We start from the raw sequence: 17,139 nt of genomic DNA, 5'->3' as shown, positions 1-17,139 counted from the left end.
GTGTTCCGCGCGGTTTGGAGAGCGTTGCGATTCAGGGTGTGCCGGACGGGTCTTTTTCCGCGACGACGGCCGCACGTGCCGCCGCGCGTGCTTCGCGGCTCGCGCGCCGCCGCTCCGCAAAGAACGACTTCAGCGCAGCGCCGCATTCGCTTTCGAGCACGCCGCCGGTCACCTGAGTGTGATGATTCAACTGCGGGTTTGCGAATGCGTCGACGACGCTGCCGCATGCGCCCGTTTTCGGATCGCGAGCGCCGAACACCACGCGGGCGATGCGGGCGTGCATGATGGCACCTGCGCACATCAGGCAAGGTTCGAGGGTCACATACAGTTCGCAGCCCGGCAAGCGATAGTTCTGCGCGATCTTTGCCGCGGCACGCAACGCGACCATTTCCGCGTGCGCCGAAGGATCGTGCGCGCCAATCGGATGGTTGAAACCTTTCGCGATCACTTCGTCGCCACGCACGAGCACTGCGCCGACGGGCACTTCACCAGCCGCCCGCGCTTCTTCGGCGGCAGCTTGCGCCAAGGCCATGAACCGGCGGTCGCGGTCGGAGACGGCGGGGTTGGCGGTTGGGTTGGCGGACGGGTTGGCAGCGGCTGCGAGCGGCTCGGGGGGATTCGACGAGGCGATGGGCGACGCGGCAGCGACGCCCGGCTCGCCATTTGCGAAGTCACCGACGATGGTGACAACACCACCGACAGTAACAGGCGGCATTTCCGGCTCCTTTCCTGCCTCGATCCAGTCCAAGTTCGAGCCCAATTTCAAGCCCAAGGCCCCGCGGCCAACGACGGGCTCGCTCACTGTGTCCCCGAGCCGGCGACATTCGCGGGAGAGCCTTCCACCGCGGACATATCGCTGCTGGAAGCCCGCTCGGACAATCGCTCCGCAATCCGGCGGCAATATTCGCGCGGAAGCACCAACGGGCCTCCACGTAACGATTCCAGCGCCATATGGAGCGCCAGCATGCGAGCCTGAAGACGGCACCGCGTAGCCTGATCGCTCACGGCACTCAGTTCGGACTGCAAGTCACGCAACGCGCGCAACTGCTCCATTGCGGGGGGCACAAACCCCGCGTTTTTCAAAATCCGGTTGGCGACGCGCACTTCTTCCGGGACCAAAGCATCGTCGTCCAGGGTGAGCGGCGCGCCTGCGCCCGGCAAATCGTCGAATTCGCCACGTGCGGCGGCGGCGGCAATACGCTGTTCGACTAACGCATCAAGCAATCTCATCTGCAATCCACTACGTTGCGGCCCAAGCATTCTATCAGGGAGCGCACGAGGGTTCCTTCCGCCGGATTCACCCGACCCGCCGGCTTTTCGGATTTTGCGTATTGGAGTCCTGGATGGATGCAAGCTAGCCTTCGACACTTTTTGCGAGTCGCGCTCGCGGCGTGCTTTGGCCGCCTGCTCGGTTCGCTTCGTTTGGCTACCTCGCTCACCTACTTCGCTTCTCTGTTTCCTGCTTTTTTTGCCACCGATCATGCAATTGCAAATGACACACTCACGCGTTGACAACGCAGCACGAATCACTGCTACAAGCACTGCCCCGCAGCCCGCAGTCCGGGCACGCGAGGGCTGCGCTTCAGCGCTCGCGAGCCGCGCCCGCGTTGACAGGCGCTCATTCAATACAACCCTACGCGGTGTATGTGTAGCCGCAGCGATGTCCGCCTTGCTTTCCGGCTGCACAATATTCTGCGGCGGAGCCGGCGGAAGCGGCGGTGGTTTCGGCGGCGTTTGCGCTACTGGTATGCGCTTCTAGACGCACGCCAGATCCCCACAAAATCTAAAGCCACAGATCACGCGTCGCTGCCCACCCTCCTTTCGTGGTCCTGTTCACGACCAACTAATCGTCGCGCCAATGCCACTAGGGCGCGGCCCCTTCAAGCGACCAGCGCGCAAGCACAATATGCCGGGTACGCCCCAATAAGCTGTGTATCAACGCGAAACCACGCACATTCCAGCAAACCGGCTCTACCGGACGCGCGGCGGCCCAAGGCAAGCCGTAAGCCAACGTGACATGCGGCGTATAAGTCACTGCCGCGGAACCGGCGCGGCTTTCAATGCCCTTGACGTGCAGCGCTTCCGCCAATGCGTCATGAAGCCGATGCAGACCCACCACGCCCTCACTCCCCGTCAACACTAACGGGCCCGGCCGCGGTTTCGACGCGAAACTCTCCGCCGTATTGAATTCGACGCTGAACGGCGCCATGCGAACCGCGGCAGCCGCTTGCATTGCGGCCTCCACATGTGTCGGCGGCAGACCGCCCGCGAAATTGCCGAGATGACGCAGCGTGACGTGCAACCGACCGGCGGCAAGCGGCTTACTGCGGGCGCGCGCCTCCCCGCAAAGCTCTTGCGCTAGCTTTGAAATGCTGGCCGCGGTATTCGCATCCGGGAAGACAGCGAAAAAGAGGCCGTCGGTTGGCGTTGGCGGCGCCTCGAGCCCGGGCAACCACAGTTGTTCAGGCATCTTGCTCCTGCGTGCTGAAATCCGGCATCTACACGAATCCCCCTTCACATGAACGAACTGGCGGACGCCAGCGGAAAACCAGCAACGAACAAGCGACGAACAAGCAACCACCAAGCAACCCGGCAGTAACCGCACCGCAAGCCAGCACGCACCCAACCCCGCCGCCGGCCCTGCCAAAAAACGCTTGCGCTTACGAATTGCCCACGTACAATACTGTACATCCATACAGTATCGGCGGCAACGTGGAATTGCAGAAAAAGCTCGAAGTATTGGCCGACGCGGCCAAATACGACGCATCGTGCGCCAGTAGTGGCGCGCCTAAGCGCGCGTCGCGCGGCACGGAAGGTTTGGGCGCCAGCACCGGCGCCGGTATCTGCCATAGCTTCACGCCAGACGGGCGCTGTGTGTCGCTGCTGAAAATCCTGCTCACCAATTTCTGTCTGTATGACTGTCAGTATTGCGTCAACCGGCGTACGAGCAATGTGCCGCGGGCGCGCTTCACGCCTGAGGAGGTCGTGGACCTCACGCTCGACTTTTATCGGCGCAATTACATTGACGGGCTGTTTCTGAGTTCAGGCATCATCCGGTCGTCGAATTACACCATGGAGCAACTGGTGCGGGTAGCGCAGTCGCTGCGCGAAGATCACCAGTTTCGCGGCTACCTTCACCTGAAAACCATCCCCGACGCCGACCCCGAACTCATCGCCAAAGCCGGCCGCTATGCCGACCGTCTGAGCGTGAACATTGAACTGCCGACCGAAGGCAGCCTCGCACGCCTTGCACCGGAGAAAGACGTGCGCACGATCAAGCTCGCCATGGGGTCGATCCGGCTCGCGCAGGAAGAGGCGCTGGGCGACGCAAAAGCGCCCCGGTTCACGCCGGCCGGCCAAAGCACGCAAATGATCGTCGGCGCGGATCAGACGAACGACAGCACCATCCTGCAGACCGCGGAAACGCTGTACGGGTCGTACAAGCTGAAGCGCGTGTATTACTCGGCATTCAGCCCGATCCCTGACAGTCCTTCGGCAGTCCCCGGCGAGGCGCCGCCGCTGCTGCGCGAACATCGTCTGTATCAAGCAGATTTTCTGCTGCGCGGCTACGGTTTCAACGTCGCGGAACTGTTCGAACAGCCAGGCAATCTGCCGCTCGACATGGATCCGAAACTTGCATGGGCGCTCGGGCATCGCGACCAGTTCCCGGTCGACCTGAACCGCGCGCCGCTTCGCATGATCGCGCGGGTGCCGGGCATCGGCATGCGCAATGCCAAGCGGCTGGTCGAGTTGCGACGCTCCCGGCGGGTGCGCTATGAAGATCTGGTGCGCCTGCGGTGTCCGCTGGAAAAGATCAAGCCGTTCGTCGTCACGCAAGACTATCGGGCGGCCATGCACGACGCGTCGTCGGCTCATCTGCGGCGAATCCTGACGCCGCCAATGCAAACGCAGATGCAGTTATGGTGACGTGCCGTGCTTCATTGCATCGAGATCGAAAACCATTTTGCCGCCTGGCGTACAGCCACTCTCGGTGCGCTGGCTCAAGGGCTTGCGCCGGAGTCGATCGAATGGCGCATTAAAGAAGGCGCCGGTGGTCATGGTTCGCTGTCTGGTCAAACGGCGCTCGATTACGGTGACACGTCCGGCAACGCGGCGCTCAGGTCGGACGCCCCGGCAGTCCACGTCTCGAAAGAACTGTCGGCGCTGCTGCATGATGCGGCGCTGTATCGGGAGCCGGACCGGTGGGCATTCCTCTACAAGGTGCTGTGGCGCTGGCAATGCGGTGATCGCGCGGCGGCGTCGCCAGCCGACGTCGACGGCGCCCGGCTCTACCGGATGGCTAAAGCGGTGCGCCGTGCGAAGCACGACATGATTGCGTACGTGCGCTTTCGCAAGCAGAGGCCGGACGCCCAAACCCCAGAGTACGTAGCCTGGTACGAACCGGAGCACGACGTTCTCGCATGGGCCGCGGAACATTTTGCGCAACGCATGGGGCGCTCGTCGTGGATTATCGCGACGCCTCACGGCGCCGCGTTCTGGAACGGCGAGCAACTACATATCGAAGCGCGCCCTGCTCTGCGCCACGAGCATCGCTGCGACACTGAAGACGAGGCCGAGGCGTTGTGGCTCGCGTACTACCGCAGCACATTCAATCCTGCGCGTCTGAACGAAGCTGCGCTCGAACAGCACATGCCGGTGCGGTTCTGGAAAGGGCTGCCTGAAGGCCATCTGATTCCCGCCATGATCAGCGAAGCAAAGAGCGGCGCGCGGCGCGTTGCGCAAGCGAGCGGGGTCGCGGCGCTCGGCGGCAAGTCCATTCCTGTCGAAGCCGAATTCGCTCAGCCTGCCCGCGATCAGCCATCGTCGCTGGACGCCTGCCGGCGCTGCGACCTGTGGCGCAATGCGACGCAAGCCGTGGGCAGTTCGGGGCCTCGTGACGCGCGCATCATGCTGATCGGTGAGCAGCCCGGCGATCAGGAGGATCTGAGCGGCGAACCTTTCATCGGGCCGGCGGGACAGTTGCTAGATCTCGCGATCGTCCGCGCCGACCTGTCGCGTGAGCAGCTTTATTTGACGAACGCGGTCAAGCATTTCAAATGGGAACCTCGCGGCAAGCGCAGGCTGCACAAAACCGCCGCGCAGCGCGAGGTCGAAGCATGTTCGTATTGGCTGGAGCAGGAGTTGCAAACGGTTCGGCCGTCCGTCATCGTCGCGCTGGGCGCAACGGCGCTCAACGCGTTGCTGCGCGAAAAGGCAAGCTTGCGCGACTATATGGGTAAGCCGTTCGAACTCGAAGGCGGTTGGGGAATCGCGACATATCATCCTTCGTTCGCGTTGCGTCAGCAGGACGACGCCGCGCGCGACAAAGTGCTGAGCGCCATCAGCGAGGCACTCGTCGAAGCGCGGAAACTAGCGGCATCGGTGCAAGCGGAACAGCGCAGCGTGCCTTAACTGCTAGACTGCGCCGCACGTTCCGTCATGCGGTTAAGGGGAATCAATGACCGGGGGCAATGACCGGAACGTCAGTGACCGGAAAGTCAAAAGTCAGCGAGCCGGTCCTGAGTGGCGAATCGTCATCGCCCAAACACCCTTGAGACCCTCGCTAGCCAAAAGATATTTGCGACCGCTCGAAGCCCGCGCTCCAGCACGAGGCAAAACGAACAGGACCATTTGATGAAAGACGACGTCGCCCGCGTTCCGCTCTCCACTGCATTCTGGTATTGGCTGCGACTCGGCTTCATGAGCTTTGGCGGTCCGGCCGGGCAGATAGCGCTGATGCACCAGGAACTCGTCGAGAGAAAGCGCTGGATTTCGGAAAAGCGCTTCCTGCATGCGTTGAACTACTGCATGGTGCTTCCCGGGCCCGAGGCGCAGCAACTTGCGACCTACATTGGCTGGCTCATGCATCGCACGTGGGGTGGCGTGATCGCGGGCGGGCTTTTCGTGCTGCCGTCGTTATTTATTCTGATGGGCCTGTCGTGGGTCTATCTGGTGTTCGGCAGCGTGCCGGCTGTGGCCGGCGTGCTGTACGGAATCAAGCCGGCCGTGACTGCGATCGTCGTGTTCGCCGCGTATCGCATTGGCTCGCGCGCGCTTAAGAACGCCTGGCTGTGGTCTATCGCCGCTGCGGCGTTTATTGCCATCTTCGCCGTAAAGGTGCCGTTCCCGTTGATTGTTCTCGTGGCTGGCGTGATCGGTTACGTCGGCGGGAAATATGCGCCCGGCACTTTCGTGATTGGCGGCAAGCACGGCGCCGCTGCGCAGCTTCACGGCCCGGCGCTGATCGACGACGACACGCCGACGCCTCGTCACGCGCTCTTTACCTGGAAGCGCTTTTTCATCGTCCTGGCAAGCTTTGTCCTCATATGGCTGGTGACGATCGGTACGCTAGCCGCTCTTTTCGGATGGAACGGCGCGCTCACGCAAATGGCCTGGTTCTTCACGAAGGCAGCGCTGCTTACATTCGGTGGCGCGTACGCGGTTTTGCCTTACGTCTACCAGGGCGCGGTCGAGCATCAGCATTGGCTCACCGGGCTTCAAATGATCGACGGTCTTGCGCTCGGCGAGACGACGCCCGGCCCGTTGATCATGGTCGTCGCTTTCGTCGGCTTTGTCGGTGGATGGACGCGAGCGATATTCGGTCCGGACGCGCTACTTCTGTCCGCTGTCGTCGCGTCAACGATCGTGACGTTCTTCACGTTTCTGCCTTCGTTCATGTTCATCCTGCTGGGCGGCCCGTTCATCGAGACCACGCACGGCAATCTGAAATTCACCGCGCCGCTCACTGCGATCACGGCCGCGGTCGTCGGCGTAATCGTGAATCTTGCCGTCTTCTTTGCGCTGCACGTTTTATGGCCGCATGGCCTGCATGGAACCTTCGACTGGTTGTCGCTCGTCATCGGGCTGGCGGCTGCGATCGCGCTCTTCCGCTTCAAGGTCGGCGTGATACCAGTAGTGCTGGTGTGCGGCGTGGCAGGGCTTGCGATCCGGTTACTGGTGTGACGCTCAGCAAGTCGTCGGCCTTACCGCGACGCCAGTGAGGACCGTGGTCAGGTATTCGCTATTACCAATTCCTCGGTATTGTTCGGCGGACGCAAGCCATCGCTTCTGTTGGCGAAGTAGCGTTGCGTAAGGTCGGCCGCAGAGACGTGCTGCGCCTGCGCGAAGCCGGCGTCGTGGGCAAGGGCCAGCATCTCGGCCGGCGTGAAGAAACTGAGAAAGGGCGTGCCGTTTTCGCGCGCGCCCTTCTCTGCCATTTTCAGTCCAGGACGCACTTCTGGATCCGCCATGTCTAGCGGCAGCAGAAACGTGGTGGCGAGCGTCGATCCGCGGGCGAAAGCCGCGATCTGGCGCAGCGTGGCCGCATTTGCATCGCGCGTGAGATACATGCTCACGCCCGTCGAGACCACGATTGCCGGCTTCCTGTCGTTGAATCCGTGCGCCATGAGCCGGTCCTGCCATGCTTCGCCAGCCTCGAAATCGACCGCCACAAAGCGCAGCCATGGCGGGATGCCGAAACCAAGCTCGCCGAGCCGCTGACGTTTCCACTCCTGCGGCACCGGCTGATCGACCTCGAATACTGTGAGGCGCGAAGCAATCTCCGGCCTGCGCTGCGCAAAACTGTCGAGCCCCGCCCCAAGAATCACATACTGGCCGATCCCGCGCGCCGTCTGTTCGACCACCAGGTCTTCGATAAAACGTGCGCGTGCCACGATCGACGCACGAAACGGACGCGTGAACAGCGGGTCCATGTCGCCGCGCTGGCGCCAGTCGTCGCCGGGAGCTAGCAGTTCGAGGCCGATCGAGTCGTCGAAAACATGCGGCGCTGCGTCGACTTCCTTGTGCAGCGCCCGCCAGAGTGCAACACGTGCCGCGGTGCTGTCGGGTGCCAGATTTCGCTGATCGTTCATGAGCGCCGGTCCTTGCCGTTCGTGCTGTTTTCAAGCAATGAGGGAAGCGTCGCTGCCTTCGCAAGCACGGAGCAAACGCAAACCAGGCAACGAAAAGAATATCACCGAGCAGACAGACACCGTCAACGGTATCCACGCGGAACACCCCGGATCGGACCGAGCCCGACCACCTGTCCTATGCGATCATCGTATGAACCAGACCAACAACGGAGATCGCCATGAACAGCAAATGGTTTTCGAACTTCGCCAGCTATCTGTCGACAATGACCGGCCGTCCCGGCACTTTCGTCGTGGCTGCGTCGCTCGTGATCGTGTGGGCAATCACGGGGCCGTTCTTTCATTACAGCGACACATGGCAGCTCGTGATCAACACGTCGACCACGATCGTCACGTTCCTGATGGTTTTCCTGATACAAAACACGCAGAACCGCGACACGGCCGCCATGCAGATCAAGCTCGACGAACTGATCCGCGCAATCGAAGGCGCCCATAACGCACTGCTCGATCTGGAAGAACTGGAGGAGAAAGACCTGACGCGCTTTCGCAAGCAGTATGAAAACCTCGCCAAGGAAGCGCGAACCGCGCTGCGCGAAGGCGGCAGCGATACGGATTCACCGTTCGTCGCCAATCGCGAAGTGGGCGACGAAAAACGGCGCGATGCAGACAGCGACGGTGGCGCCCACAACAAGCCGGCAAAACGTGAGCGCAAAGACTAGCTCGGGCCGGTTATCGCTTACAGAGTTTGCAATGATTGGACGCTGGAGTCAGCCGGCAATCGAGGGTGCCATGGCGCGTTGCCGGCCGCCTGGGCAAGTCCGCCAATTCCCTTTAAGATGGAACGGAACGCTCGACGCACTATCCTCGCATCAGCAAGATCCTCGAACCGTTTCCTCAACGCATACGGCCCGCGCATACCGGGAACACGTTGCGGAACACCATACGGGAACACCATGACCATCGATCAAGCCGTTGTCTCGTCGTTCACGCCTGCCGGCAAAGTGCGGGCATCGATCAATCTGGGCAACCCCATTCTCGCTAACCAGGACCCGAAGACGGGCGAGCCGTTCGGCGTATCGGTCGACCTCGCGCGGGCGTTCGCACAAATGCTCGGCGTCGAACTCGAACTGGTGGTGTTCGACGCAGCGGGCAAATCGGTGCAGGCCGTGAGCGAGGAGCGTGCCGACTTCGGCTTCTTCGCTGTCGATCCGTTGCGTGGTGAGACGATTGCATTTACCGCGCCGTACGTGCTGATCGAAGGCTTTTATCTGGTGCGCGACGACTCCCCCGTCCGAACGAACGAGGACGTCGATCAGCCGCATAACCGCGTCGCGGTCGGCAAAGGCAGCGCCTATGACCTCTTCCTCACACGCGAACTGAAGGCCGCCCAGATCGTTCGTGCGCCTACCTCGCCGACGGTCGTGCAGACGTTCCTCGAACAGGGTCTCGAAGTCGCGGCCGGCGTGAAGCAGCAACTCGAAGCCGATGCGCGCAATACATCCGGCTTGCGGCTTCTTGACGAGCGCTTCATGGTCATTCAACAGGCAATGGGCACGCCGAAAAGCCGCGGTGAAGCGGCGGCTTCCGCGCTACGCAGCTTTGTCGAGGAAATGAAGGCGTCCGGGTTCGTGGCCGAATCGCTTGCGCGCCATCGGATTGCGGGCGCATCGGTCGCGCCCGCGGCCTGATCGCGCATGCTCAGCTATACGGGCGGCCTGGTCCTTTTCGCGGCGTTGCTTCACGCAAGCTGGAACGCGTTGCTGCACGGCAATCGCGACCGCTTCCTTTCCATGACGTGGATAAGCATCGCCATCGCGGCGATCGCCACGCTCATCATTCCATTCACGCCGTTGCCGGCGGCCGCGGCATGGCCATATATCGTCGCGTCGGGCCTCGTGCATATCGGCTATAACGCAAGCCTCGTGCGGGCTTACCGCCGTGGCGATCTGGCGCAAGCGTATCCGATCGCCCGCGGCTCGTCACCGCTTCTGGTTACGCTCGGCGCGGCGCTCTTCGCGCACGAGGCGATCGGCCCGTTGCGTGCTATCGGGATCGTGATGATATCCGGCGGCATCATTGCAATCGCGCTCGAAGCGGGAAGCGTGTCGCGCGCCGGCGTGCTGGCCGCGCTCACCACCGGCGCGACGATCGCGCTGTACACCGTGATCGACGGCATCGGCGTGCGCCTGTCGGGCGGCGAAGCGCTTGCCTACACCGCATGGATGTTCCTGTTCTACTGGCTGATGCCCGTGCTGTTCGTCGCGATGCGCGGTGTGTCCGCGCTATGGACGCCGATACGCTCGACGCCAATGGCGGTCGGCTCCTCGCTAATGGGCGGCGTTGTATCGGTCGCGGCATACGGCATCGTCATATGGGCGATGCAGTCGGGCGCGATGGGAACGGTGTCGGCGTTGCGCGAGACCAGCGTGGTGTTCGCGGTGCTGATTGGGCGGATGTTTCTCGGCGAAGCGGTGAGCGGCAAGCGCTGGCTCGCCTGCATGGTCGTGGCGGCCGGCGCGATTTGCCTCGGACTGTGAGCCGGCCCTCGCTGATCGGGCGAGCGGCAATGCGCTTGCGTGGGTGATTCGCCGGGTCGTTTCCCGGAAGTTACCTGCGCTGCTTGCTGGAAGGCCGTACCCGTTGGTGACACACCCAATGCGGCCGGCCCTCCTTACCTGAATGCGCGTTACATCGGCGGTGCAACGCCGTCCTTCTCGACAACCACACGTTGAGCGACATACGTGCCCTGCGACGCCGCCGTTGCCACGATGAACACCTTCTTGCCCGGCGTCAGGTCGGTGCGCGCGGCCGTCGTAAAGGTCACGATAGGTACGTTCGGTGGCACCGTCACCTCGTTATTGCCGCCCTTGTACGACAGCTTCAGGTTCCGGCCGCTCGTGCCCTGAACGACCGTGTCGACGTTCGCATTGGTCATCGTGCTGTTCGGGCCGAGGTCCCAGTCATAGTGGCCTTCGCCCGTGCCGCGCGCGGCTTCCGGGAATACCACCACCTCGGTTGCCGTCAGCTTGCCGTCGGTGCCGGTCGTAGCCGCCGTGCCGACGAACGAACCCGGCTTGATGTCGGAAAGCTGCATCGCCTTGACTGCCGACACGGTAACGGCGGGTTTCAGTTCGATCGACACCGTGTCGCCGCTGCGGCGATGCACCTTGAGGACGTCGCCATCCAGCGCGACGATATCGCCACGGATGCGCGACGGTTTGGCGGCGGGCGTCTGCGCAAGCGCGGCACCGGCAAAAGACAGCGCCGCAAGCGTGACGCCGAGTTTCAGGCGAATAGACATGAATACTCCATGAGAAACGGTTGAGAGGACTGCAAAGCCCTGAACGGGCCAATGAACATCAGGAACCGCCGAACCAGTTGTAGCCCTGGTTCTCCCAGTACCCACCGGGATAATCGTTCGTCACGCTGATCGCGACGATATGCTTCGGATTCTTGTAGCCCAGCTTGGTCGGCATGCGCAGCTTCATGGGGAAGCCGTATTTCGGCGGCAGCGGGCCACCGTCGTAGCCAAGCGTGAGTTGCGTTTGCGGATGAAGCGCCGTCGGCATGTCGATGCTCGTCCAGTAGTTGTCCGCGCAATGCAGCGACACATACTTTGCCGTGATGTCGGCGCCCGCCTGCTTCAGGAACGAGGCAAAGCGCACGCCGTCCCAACGGCCGATCGCACTCCACCCTTCAATGCAGATATGGCGCGTAATCTGGCTTTCCTGCGGCAACGCGTGCAGTTCGTCGAGCGTCCAAACGCGCTTGCCGTTCGCGAGTCCGCTCACCTCCAGCCGGTAGCCGGCGGCGTCGACCTCGGGCACGTCGTCGATATCGTAGAACGCGTTGAACGGGAACGGCCGCGTGATCATCGACTCCGGGTACGTCGGCGCAAGCGTGTTCGGACTGAAGAGCAATGCCTGCACGTCGTCGTTGAAGGACGACATTTTGCGCAGCATCGTATTCACGGATTTGTCGTTGGACAGATCGCAGCCCGACAGCAGCGCAATGCCGCCGAGCGTGAGAATGCGCTGGCCTAGCAGGCGGCGTGTGGGATTCTTGAGTTCGCCGCGCGCATCCTTGATGATCGTCTCTGCATGAGACTGCGCAAACGCGCTGAGTTTTGTGGACTTGTTGCGAAGGGTCATGGTTAGCGTCCCCGAATCATCACGAGCAGCGAGCGCGGCACGAGCGCGACCATCGCAATGTGCACGACGAAGAATGCGACTAGCACACTCATCGCGACGAAATGCACGACTCGTGCGTTGTCGTATCCGCCCATCAGCGTACGCAGCAGCGGAAACTGCACGGACTTCCAGATCGCGAGCCCCGACAGAATGACGAGCGCAATATCGACGATCACCACGAGGTAGGCGAACTTCTGCACCGCGTTGTAGCGTGAAAGGTCTTCATGCTCCAGCTTGCCGCGCAGCGCCGCCGTGAGATCTTTTGCGATCGACCTGATGCTCACCGGCAGCAGTTTGCGACGCAGGCGCCCCGATACGATGTTGAGCCCGACATAGACGAGAAAATTGACGACCAGCAGCCACATGACGGCGAAGTGCCATTGCAAGGCGCCGCCGAGCCAGCCGCCCAAGGTGATCGCGGAAGGAAACTGTAAGCCCGCAAAGATGGGCGATGCGTCATAGATTTGCCAGCCGCTCATCACCATCAGCACGACGGCTAACGCGTTGACCCAGTGTGCGATGCGGACCCAGGCGGGTTGAATCGTGGTGTAACTCAAAGCGGCCTCGTGGTTGGTAGCTGGAAGAAACGAGCGGGTTACCGACGTAAACATCGCCGGCAGGCAGGTATTCCATCGCATGAGAAATTTATTTTTGCGGCGAATGGCTGCCCCGCCCGCCCAAGGCAAGCCAGTGCTTGTGCAGCTACGTCATGGTGAGCGCGCCGTCGGGTTCCTCCGCCACGAAGTCGATGCTGTCGCCCACATTCACCTGAGACAGCATCGCAGGGTCTTTGACCTTGAACACCATGGTCATCGGTCCCATGCCGAGATTCTCGAGGGGCCCATGCCGGATGGTCAGCTTGCCGGCTGCCGCATCCACTTTCCGAACTTCGCCATGCGACATGCTGCTCTTCGCGCCGCTGCGCTCGTGGGCGCCGCCCGTCGTGCTCATGTCGTTCATATCAGGCCGGCGCCACTCAATTCCCTTCCCGACCGACGATGCGCACGAACACACGGACAAAAACTATTGGTTTTCTCTAGAGTTGATGGATCGTCGGCCAATGCGGGCTGACGAAGCCGCGCTGACTCGCAGCGCGGGTCAACCTAAGGAAAATCAAAGGAAAAACAAATGGGAACGTCTCTTTACAACGAAATATCGACCATTGACGACCGGCGCAGCACAACCAGCCTGCCCTCGTCCGGTGCGCCATTGGCGCTCAAACACACGATCCACCCGGAGCAGATTCGCGACAATCTGCCTGCGGGCCAGGGCGGTGTCGGGTTTCTCTTTCACGCTACAGACTGGGATACGCTTTCCTTCTCTTTTCACAACGTAAAAACAAGAAACGAGTCGTTCGAAGAAGAGCTTTGGCGCACCAAGCCGTTCATTGCATCGCCAATCTATTCGGGCTCGCAGATGATCGGCGCGAACATCGCGTGTCCGGTGCCGCTCGAACTCTGGCTGGGCAGCCCTCGCGGCATCAAGCGGTTTCGCGAGACGCAGTTCTTCCCGGCGCTCGAACTGGCGCGTCAGGCAGGCTTGAACATGGTCGCGATGGGAGCGTCGACGCCCTATGCGTGCAACTATGGCGCGCTGCCAAGGCAAACAAAGCCGCCGCATATCACGACCGGCCACGCGGCTACCGCGGCAATGCTCAAAGATTGGGCAATGCACTGCTGCAACGAGCTCGATCTGGAATTTGGCAACACGAAGCTCGCACTCTTCGGCGCGGCCGGACGGCTCGGCACGACGGTCGCCAAGTACCTGCTGTACAAGGAAGCGCCGAAGGAACTCGTGCTGATCGACTTGCCGGACAAGGTCAACCTGCTCGCGGACCAGGCACGCGAGCTGATGGCGGCGGACCTGCTCGGACGCACCAAGGTGTCGGTCCATACGTTCAGCCCCGACACCGCCTTACCGCAGTTCGACGGCGCGATCCTCGCGAGCAGCACCAGCGTGCCGTATCTCACCGCCTCGGACCTCAAGCGGGCGCGCTTCTGGATCGACGACTCGCACCCACGCGCGGCGAGCGTGGAAGCGGAACTCGCGTCTCGCGGACATACGCTATATATTGAATGTTTCGCGCGCGGGCCGGCAGGCCTCGATTCCAGATTCCCGTTCAGGCTGCCGAGCACGCGCGACTGCTATACCTGTTTCGCCGAGGGCTATGCCGCCTGGCAGGAAGGCATCGCTTCCGACTTCATCATCGGCAGCCCGCCTGTGTGGTCGGTCTCCTACACTCACAGCCTGTTGAAAAAGTACGGATTTACGGTCGGACCTTTTCACGGAAAGGACGGCTCGGCGATCAACCTCGATCTCGGTGTGACAGCAACTATGAATTGACGGGCTCGTAAATGTCACTGGAGGCCAGATGCTAATACCGCGCGAAAGCATGCAGGATGTGCTGGAAAGAAGCCGGTTTGCAATTCGATGGGGAGGCGCACTCGGCCTCGTGTGCCACCCCGTCTATTACCTGGTCTGGACTTACATCCTGCCGCAGCCGTACGACAATCTGCCACTGCGTCTGAGCGCGGCGCTCATCTGTGTGCCATTGATCTTTCAGGCGCGCTGGCCGAAGCGGTTCAATCAGTACCTGCTGATCTACTGGCACCTGTGTCTGATCTACGTGCTGCCGTTCGTCTGCACGTTCCTCGCGATCAGGAATTCATTCTCCACCATGTGGATGATGACCGAGGTCATGATGATCTTCATCATGGCGCTGTGCATCGACAATCCATTTCTGCTCATGGGCTGTATCGGCATCGGCATGCTGTCCGGCGGGCTGGCTGCGGTCGCCAGTTCACCGGCTCCAATCGTGCTGAGCACGGCAAATCAGTCGGACCTCGCGGTGCTTCCGGTGGTCGTCCTGTGCAGCATGGCCTTCAGTCATGCGATCAGCAAAGGGCGCATCTTCGTCGAGAAGAACCGCGCATTGCAGGCACTGGCCGGATCCATTGCGCATGAAATGCGCAACCCGCTCAGCCAGTTGAAACACGTTCTGGATCGCGTGGAAGAAACGCTGCCCGCCCTTACCGAACATGGCCGCGCACCCGCGCCGTCGGGTGCGGGCGCAGCGCTGCTTTACCGGCATCTCGCGCACGGGCAGTTGTCGATTGAGCGCGGCCTGCGCGTGATCGCAATGACGCTGGACGAAGTCAGTGCCAAACAGATCCGCTCCGACTCCCTCACTTACCTGAGCGCGGGCGCGACCACGCGCAAGGCGCTCGACGAGTACGGCTTCGCCGACAGGAAGGAACGCGGCAAGGTTCGCCTTGCGGTGCTGGAAGATTTCACCTTCAAGGTCGACGAAACCGTCTACCTGTTCACCCTTTTCAACCTGATCAAGAACGCGCTGCATCACATCGCACCGCTTCCATCTGCCACGCTGACGCTGACGGTGGACCGGCATTGCGTCAGCGTTCGCGATACCGGCAGCGGCATCGCCCCTGAGATACTGCCGCATCTGTTCGAGCCGTTCCGTACCGCCGGCAACTCGGCGGGTACGGGCCTCGGGCTCGCTTACTGTCAGCGTGCCATGCGCGCGTTCGGCGGCAGCATCGCGTGCAGGTCGGAGCTCGGCAAGTTCACGCAGTTCACGCTGCAATTTCCGCCCGTCACCGAGAGCGAGGTAGCGGCGCACGAGCGGGCAATCGTCGAGCGCGCCACGGGCGTGCTCAACGGCAAACGCATCCTTCTCGCCGACGACGACGCCGCTTTGCGCGCCCGCACACGGCGCACGTTGGCAAAAGTGGGCGCCGAGGTGAGCGAAGCCGAAAACGGCGCGGCTGCTCTGGCGATGCTGCGCGAAGCGTCGGCATACGACCTCGTGCTGATGGACGTCAACATGCCGGTGCTCGACGGCTATTCGGCCACCGAGCAACTGCGCGCCGACCGCGATCATCCGAACTGGAATGTGCTGGTTGCCGCCTACACGTCCGAGCCCGGCAACATCGCGCGCGTGCTGGCACGCCGGGCCGGCATGGACGACATGATCAGCAAGTCCTCCAGCGCGATGGAGCTGTTCACGTCGCTGCAGGCGCTTTTCGAGAACGGCAACCGGCGTCATCTGAACCAGCGGTTCGACGACTTTTCCGGTAAGTCGATTCTCGTTGCCGACGACGACAACTACAGCCGGCTCGTTGCCAAGGCCTATCTGGAGCGCTTCGGCGCGAGCGTCGTGGAGGCGGAACATGGTCAGGCCGTGCTGGACCGGCTGGACGAAGAGGTCGTCATCGACGCAATCGTGGTGGACATGAACATGCCGGGAATGGGCGGCCTCGAAACGGCGGCGGCGATTCGCGCCCGCACCGACGGCTACGCGAGCGTGCCGATCATCGCGTTGACGAGCCAGTCGGATATCGGCTCGGTGCAGGCGTGCATCAGCGTGGGCATGAACGAAGTCATGATCAAGCCCGTGCAGGTCGGCGCGCTCTATGCATGCCTGACGAGGCAGTTCGCGCAGCAGCGCAGCGGTAGTGGCATAGGCACCGGCAGTGCGCCGGCCGAGGCGCCGCGCTCGCCGGTGTCGGCAAAGGTGCCATCATCGTCCAGCCCGGCAGGCCCGGCGGCGTCGCCTGCGCAAGCTGCGTCGGCAGGTTCGGGCGGTCTCGCCGCAGTGCGCGAGAACGATCTGCTCGACGCCACTCATCTTGAAGAATTGGCGGCACTCGGCCTGATCGACGAATCGTTCGCAAACGGCATTGAGCAGATCCGCGCGCTGACTTCGCAGCTTCGCGCGAATGCCGCGGACCGCGACATCGACGCCGCGCATGGCGCGTTGCATGTGCTGCTCGGCGCGAGCGGCAACGTCGGAGCGAAGGCGTTGCACCAGTTCACGCGGCACATCTATCCACGCATGCTCGAAGGCGAATGGCCCGCGGAATCGGACTGGCTCGAGCGGATCGATGCGTTGAGCGAGCGTTCGGCTGATGCGCTGTATCGCTATCTGGCGTCTGCAAACGCCGCGCGAGACCAGCCTGAAGGACCGGGCGACACTGCACGTAAGAGCATGAGTACGAGCACAAGCACGACTACACCGACGACCACGCCCGCGAACGGACTCGCCGTGCGCGAGAACTAGC

The 17,139-nt window shown here is 62.2% G+C and carries 16 protein-coding genes; 8 read left to right on the top strand and 8 right to left on the bottom strand.

From position 1 onward, the window contains the following. Window positions 1-31: 31 nt before the first annotated feature. The 3 genes from tadA to H281_RS0126485 all read right to left on the bottom strand — a co-directional run bounded on the left by tadA (window position 32) and on the right by H281_RS0126485 (window position 2,470). A complete protein-coding gene (gene tadA, locus H281_RS34900) occupies window positions 32-715 on the bottom strand; it encodes a tRNA adenosine(34) deaminase TadA (protein WP_020070164.1) in 684 nt (227 codons plus the stop codon). Between the two features lie 83 nt (window positions 716-798). Continuing rightward, the gene (locus H281_RS0126495) at window positions 799-1,230 is read right to left on the bottom strand and encodes a DnaJ family domain-containing protein (RefSeq protein WP_020070163.1); all 432 of its coding nucleotides are present in this window, start codon (window positions 1,228-1,230) and stop codon (window positions 799-801) included. 634 nt (window positions 1,231-1,864) lie between these two features. Then, complete coding sequence (locus H281_RS0126485) at window positions 1,865-2,470, bottom strand: 2'-5' RNA ligase family protein (protein WP_020070161.1); 606 nt, start codon at window positions 2,468-2,470, stop codon at window positions 1,865-1,867. 242 nt (window positions 2,471-2,712) lie between these two features. Between H281_RS0126485 and H281_RS0126480 the strand changes: the two genes are divergently transcribed. From H281_RS0126480 to chrA, 3 genes are all read left to right on the top strand, one after another. Further along, a complete protein-coding gene (locus tag H281_RS0126480; RefSeq protein ID WP_020070160.1) occupies window positions 2,713-3,927 on the top strand; it encodes a putative DNA modification/repair radical SAM protein in 1,215 nt (404 codons plus the stop codon). A gap of 6 nt (window positions 3,928-3,933) precedes the next feature. Beyond that, window positions 3,934-5,412, top strand: coding sequence for a UdgX family uracil-DNA binding protein (locus tag H281_RS0126475; RefSeq protein ID WP_020070159.1), 1,479 nt, complete (start codon window positions 3,934-3,936; stop codon window positions 5,410-5,412). Window positions 5,413-5,634: 222 nt separating this feature from the next. Continuing rightward, window positions 5,635-6,963 carry a chromate efflux transporter gene (chrA, locus tag H281_RS0126470; RefSeq protein WP_020070158.1) on the top strand — a complete coding sequence of 443 codons (1,329 nt, stop codon included), beginning with the start codon at window positions 5,635-5,637 and terminating at the stop codon, window positions 6,961-6,963. A 47-nt stretch (window positions 6,964-7,010) separates the two neighbouring features. Here the strand turns inward: chrA and H281_RS0126465 are convergent, their stop codons facing one another. Continuing rightward, entirely contained in the window at window positions 7,011-7,871 is an 861-nt protein-coding gene (locus H281_RS0126465) for a class I SAM-dependent methyltransferase (protein ID WP_020070157.1), read from the bottom strand. Window positions 7,872-8,089: 218 nt separating this feature from the next. On the opposite strand from H281_RS0126465, the gene H281_RS0126460 reads away from it, so the two are divergent. The 3 genes from H281_RS0126460 (at window position 8,090) to H281_RS0126450 (ending at window position 10,405) form a co-directional block, all read left to right on the top strand. Further along, entirely contained in the window at window positions 8,090-8,587 is a 498-nt protein-coding gene (locus tag H281_RS0126460) for a low affinity iron permease family protein (RefSeq protein WP_020070156.1), read from the top strand. Window positions 8,588-8,821: 234 nt separating this feature from the next. After that, window positions 8,822-9,556 (top strand): ABC transporter substrate-binding protein, encoded by a 735-nt coding sequence (locus H281_RS0126455; protein WP_020070155.1) that lies wholly within the window; start codon window positions 8,822-8,824, stop codon window positions 9,554-9,556. Window positions 9,557-9,562: 6 nt separating this feature from the next. Next, window positions 9,563-10,405, top strand: a complete 843-nt coding sequence (locus tag H281_RS0126450) for a DMT family transporter (protein ID WP_020070154.1) — start codon at window positions 9,563-9,565, stop codon at window positions 10,403-10,405. A 149-nt stretch (window positions 10,406-10,554) separates the two neighbouring features. On the opposite strand, the gene H281_RS0126445 is transcribed toward H281_RS0126450, so the two are convergent. From H281_RS0126445 to H281_RS0126430, 4 genes are all read right to left on the bottom strand, one after another. After that, window positions 10,555-11,169, bottom strand: a complete 615-nt coding sequence (locus H281_RS0126445) for a hypothetical protein (RefSeq protein ID WP_020070153.1) — start codon at window positions 11,167-11,169, stop codon at window positions 10,555-10,557. Window positions 11,170-11,227: 58 nt separating this feature from the next. Further along, entirely contained in the window at window positions 11,228-12,019 is a 792-nt protein-coding gene (locus tag H281_RS0126440) for a molybdopterin-dependent oxidoreductase (protein WP_020070152.1), read from the bottom strand. 2 nt (window positions 12,020-12,021) lie between these two features. Then, window positions 12,022-12,615 carry a cytochrome b/b6 domain-containing protein gene (locus tag H281_RS0126435; RefSeq protein ID WP_027804965.1) on the bottom strand — a complete coding sequence of 198 codons (594 nt, stop codon included), beginning with the start codon at window positions 12,613-12,615 and terminating at the stop codon, window positions 12,022-12,024. Between the two features lie 145 nt (window positions 12,616-12,760). Continuing rightward, window positions 12,761-13,039 carry a copper-binding protein gene (locus H281_RS0126430; protein WP_408735248.1) on the bottom strand — a complete coding sequence of 93 codons (279 nt, stop codon included), beginning with the start codon at window positions 13,037-13,039 and terminating at the stop codon, window positions 12,761-12,763. A 147-nt stretch (window positions 13,040-13,186) separates the two neighbouring features. Here H281_RS0126430 and H281_RS0126425 point away from each other — a divergent pair, with 147 nt between their 5' ends. Together H281_RS0126425 and H281_RS0126420 are read left to right on the top strand one after the other, a co-directional pair. Continuing rightward, window positions 13,187-14,401 (top strand): hypothetical protein, encoded by a 1,215-nt coding sequence (locus H281_RS0126425; RefSeq protein ID WP_020070149.1) that lies wholly within the window; start codon window positions 13,187-13,189, stop codon window positions 14,399-14,401. Window positions 14,402-14,429: 28 nt separating this feature from the next. Next, window positions 14,430-17,138, top strand: a complete 2,709-nt coding sequence (locus H281_RS0126420; protein WP_020070148.1) for an ATP-binding response regulator — start codon at window positions 14,430-14,432, stop codon at window positions 17,136-17,138. The last annotated feature ends 1 nt before the right edge of the window (window position 17,139 follow it).

This window comes from Paraburkholderia caledonica (genome assembly GCF_000383275.1).
Classification (GTDB): domain Bacteria; phylum Pseudomonadota; class Gammaproteobacteria; order Burkholderiales; family Burkholderiaceae; genus Paraburkholderia; species Paraburkholderia caledonica.
The sequence above is the reverse complement of the archived record's forward strand: the minus strand, read 5'-3'. Positions and strand labels throughout refer to the sequence as shown.

Excerpts from the sequence above, each read along its gene's own strand:
- tadA (WP_020070164.1), bottom strand. The coding sequence starts at position 715 with ATGCCGCCTGTTACTGTCGGTGGTGTTGTCACCATCGTCGGTGACTTC.
- H281_RS0126495 (WP_020070163.1), bottom strand. The coding sequence starts at position 1,230 with ATGAGATTGCTTGATGCGTTAGTCGAACAGCGTATTGCCGCCGCCGCC.
- H281_RS0126485 (WP_020070161.1), bottom strand. The coding sequence starts at position 2,470 with ATGCCTGAACAACTGTGGTTGCCCGGGCTCGAGGCGCCGCCAACGCCA.
- chrA (WP_020070158.1), top strand. The coding sequence starts at position 5,635 with ATGAAAGACGACGTCGCCCGCGTTCCGCTCTCCACTGCATTCTGGTAT.
- H281_RS0126465 (WP_020070157.1), bottom strand. The coding sequence starts at position 7,871 with ATGAACGATCAGCGAAATCTGGCACCCGACAGCACCGCGGCACGTGTT.
- H281_RS0126460 (WP_020070156.1), top strand. The coding sequence starts at position 8,090 with ATGAACAGCAAATGGTTTTCGAACTTCGCCAGCTATCTGTCGACAATG.
- H281_RS0126455 (WP_020070155.1), top strand. The coding sequence starts at position 8,822 with ATGACCATCGATCAAGCCGTTGTCTCGTCGTTCACGCCTGCCGGCAAA.
- H281_RS0126450 (WP_020070154.1), top strand. The coding sequence starts at position 9,563 with ATGCTCAGCTATACGGGCGGCCTGGTCCTTTTCGCGGCGTTGCTTCAC.
- H281_RS0126445 (WP_020070153.1), bottom strand. The coding sequence starts at position 11,169 with ATGTCTATTCGCCTGAAACTCGGCGTCACGCTTGCGGCGCTGTCTTTT.
- H281_RS0126440 (WP_020070152.1), bottom strand. The coding sequence starts at position 12,019 with ATGACCCTTCGCAACAAGTCCACAAAACTCAGCGCGTTTGCGCAGTCT.
- H281_RS0126425 (WP_020070149.1), top strand. The coding sequence starts at position 13,187 with ATGGGAACGTCTCTTTACAACGAAATATCGACCATTGACGACCGGCGC.
- H281_RS0126420 (WP_020070148.1), top strand. The coding sequence starts at position 14,430 with ATGCTAATACCGCGCGAAAGCATGCAGGATGTGCTGGAAAGAAGCCGG.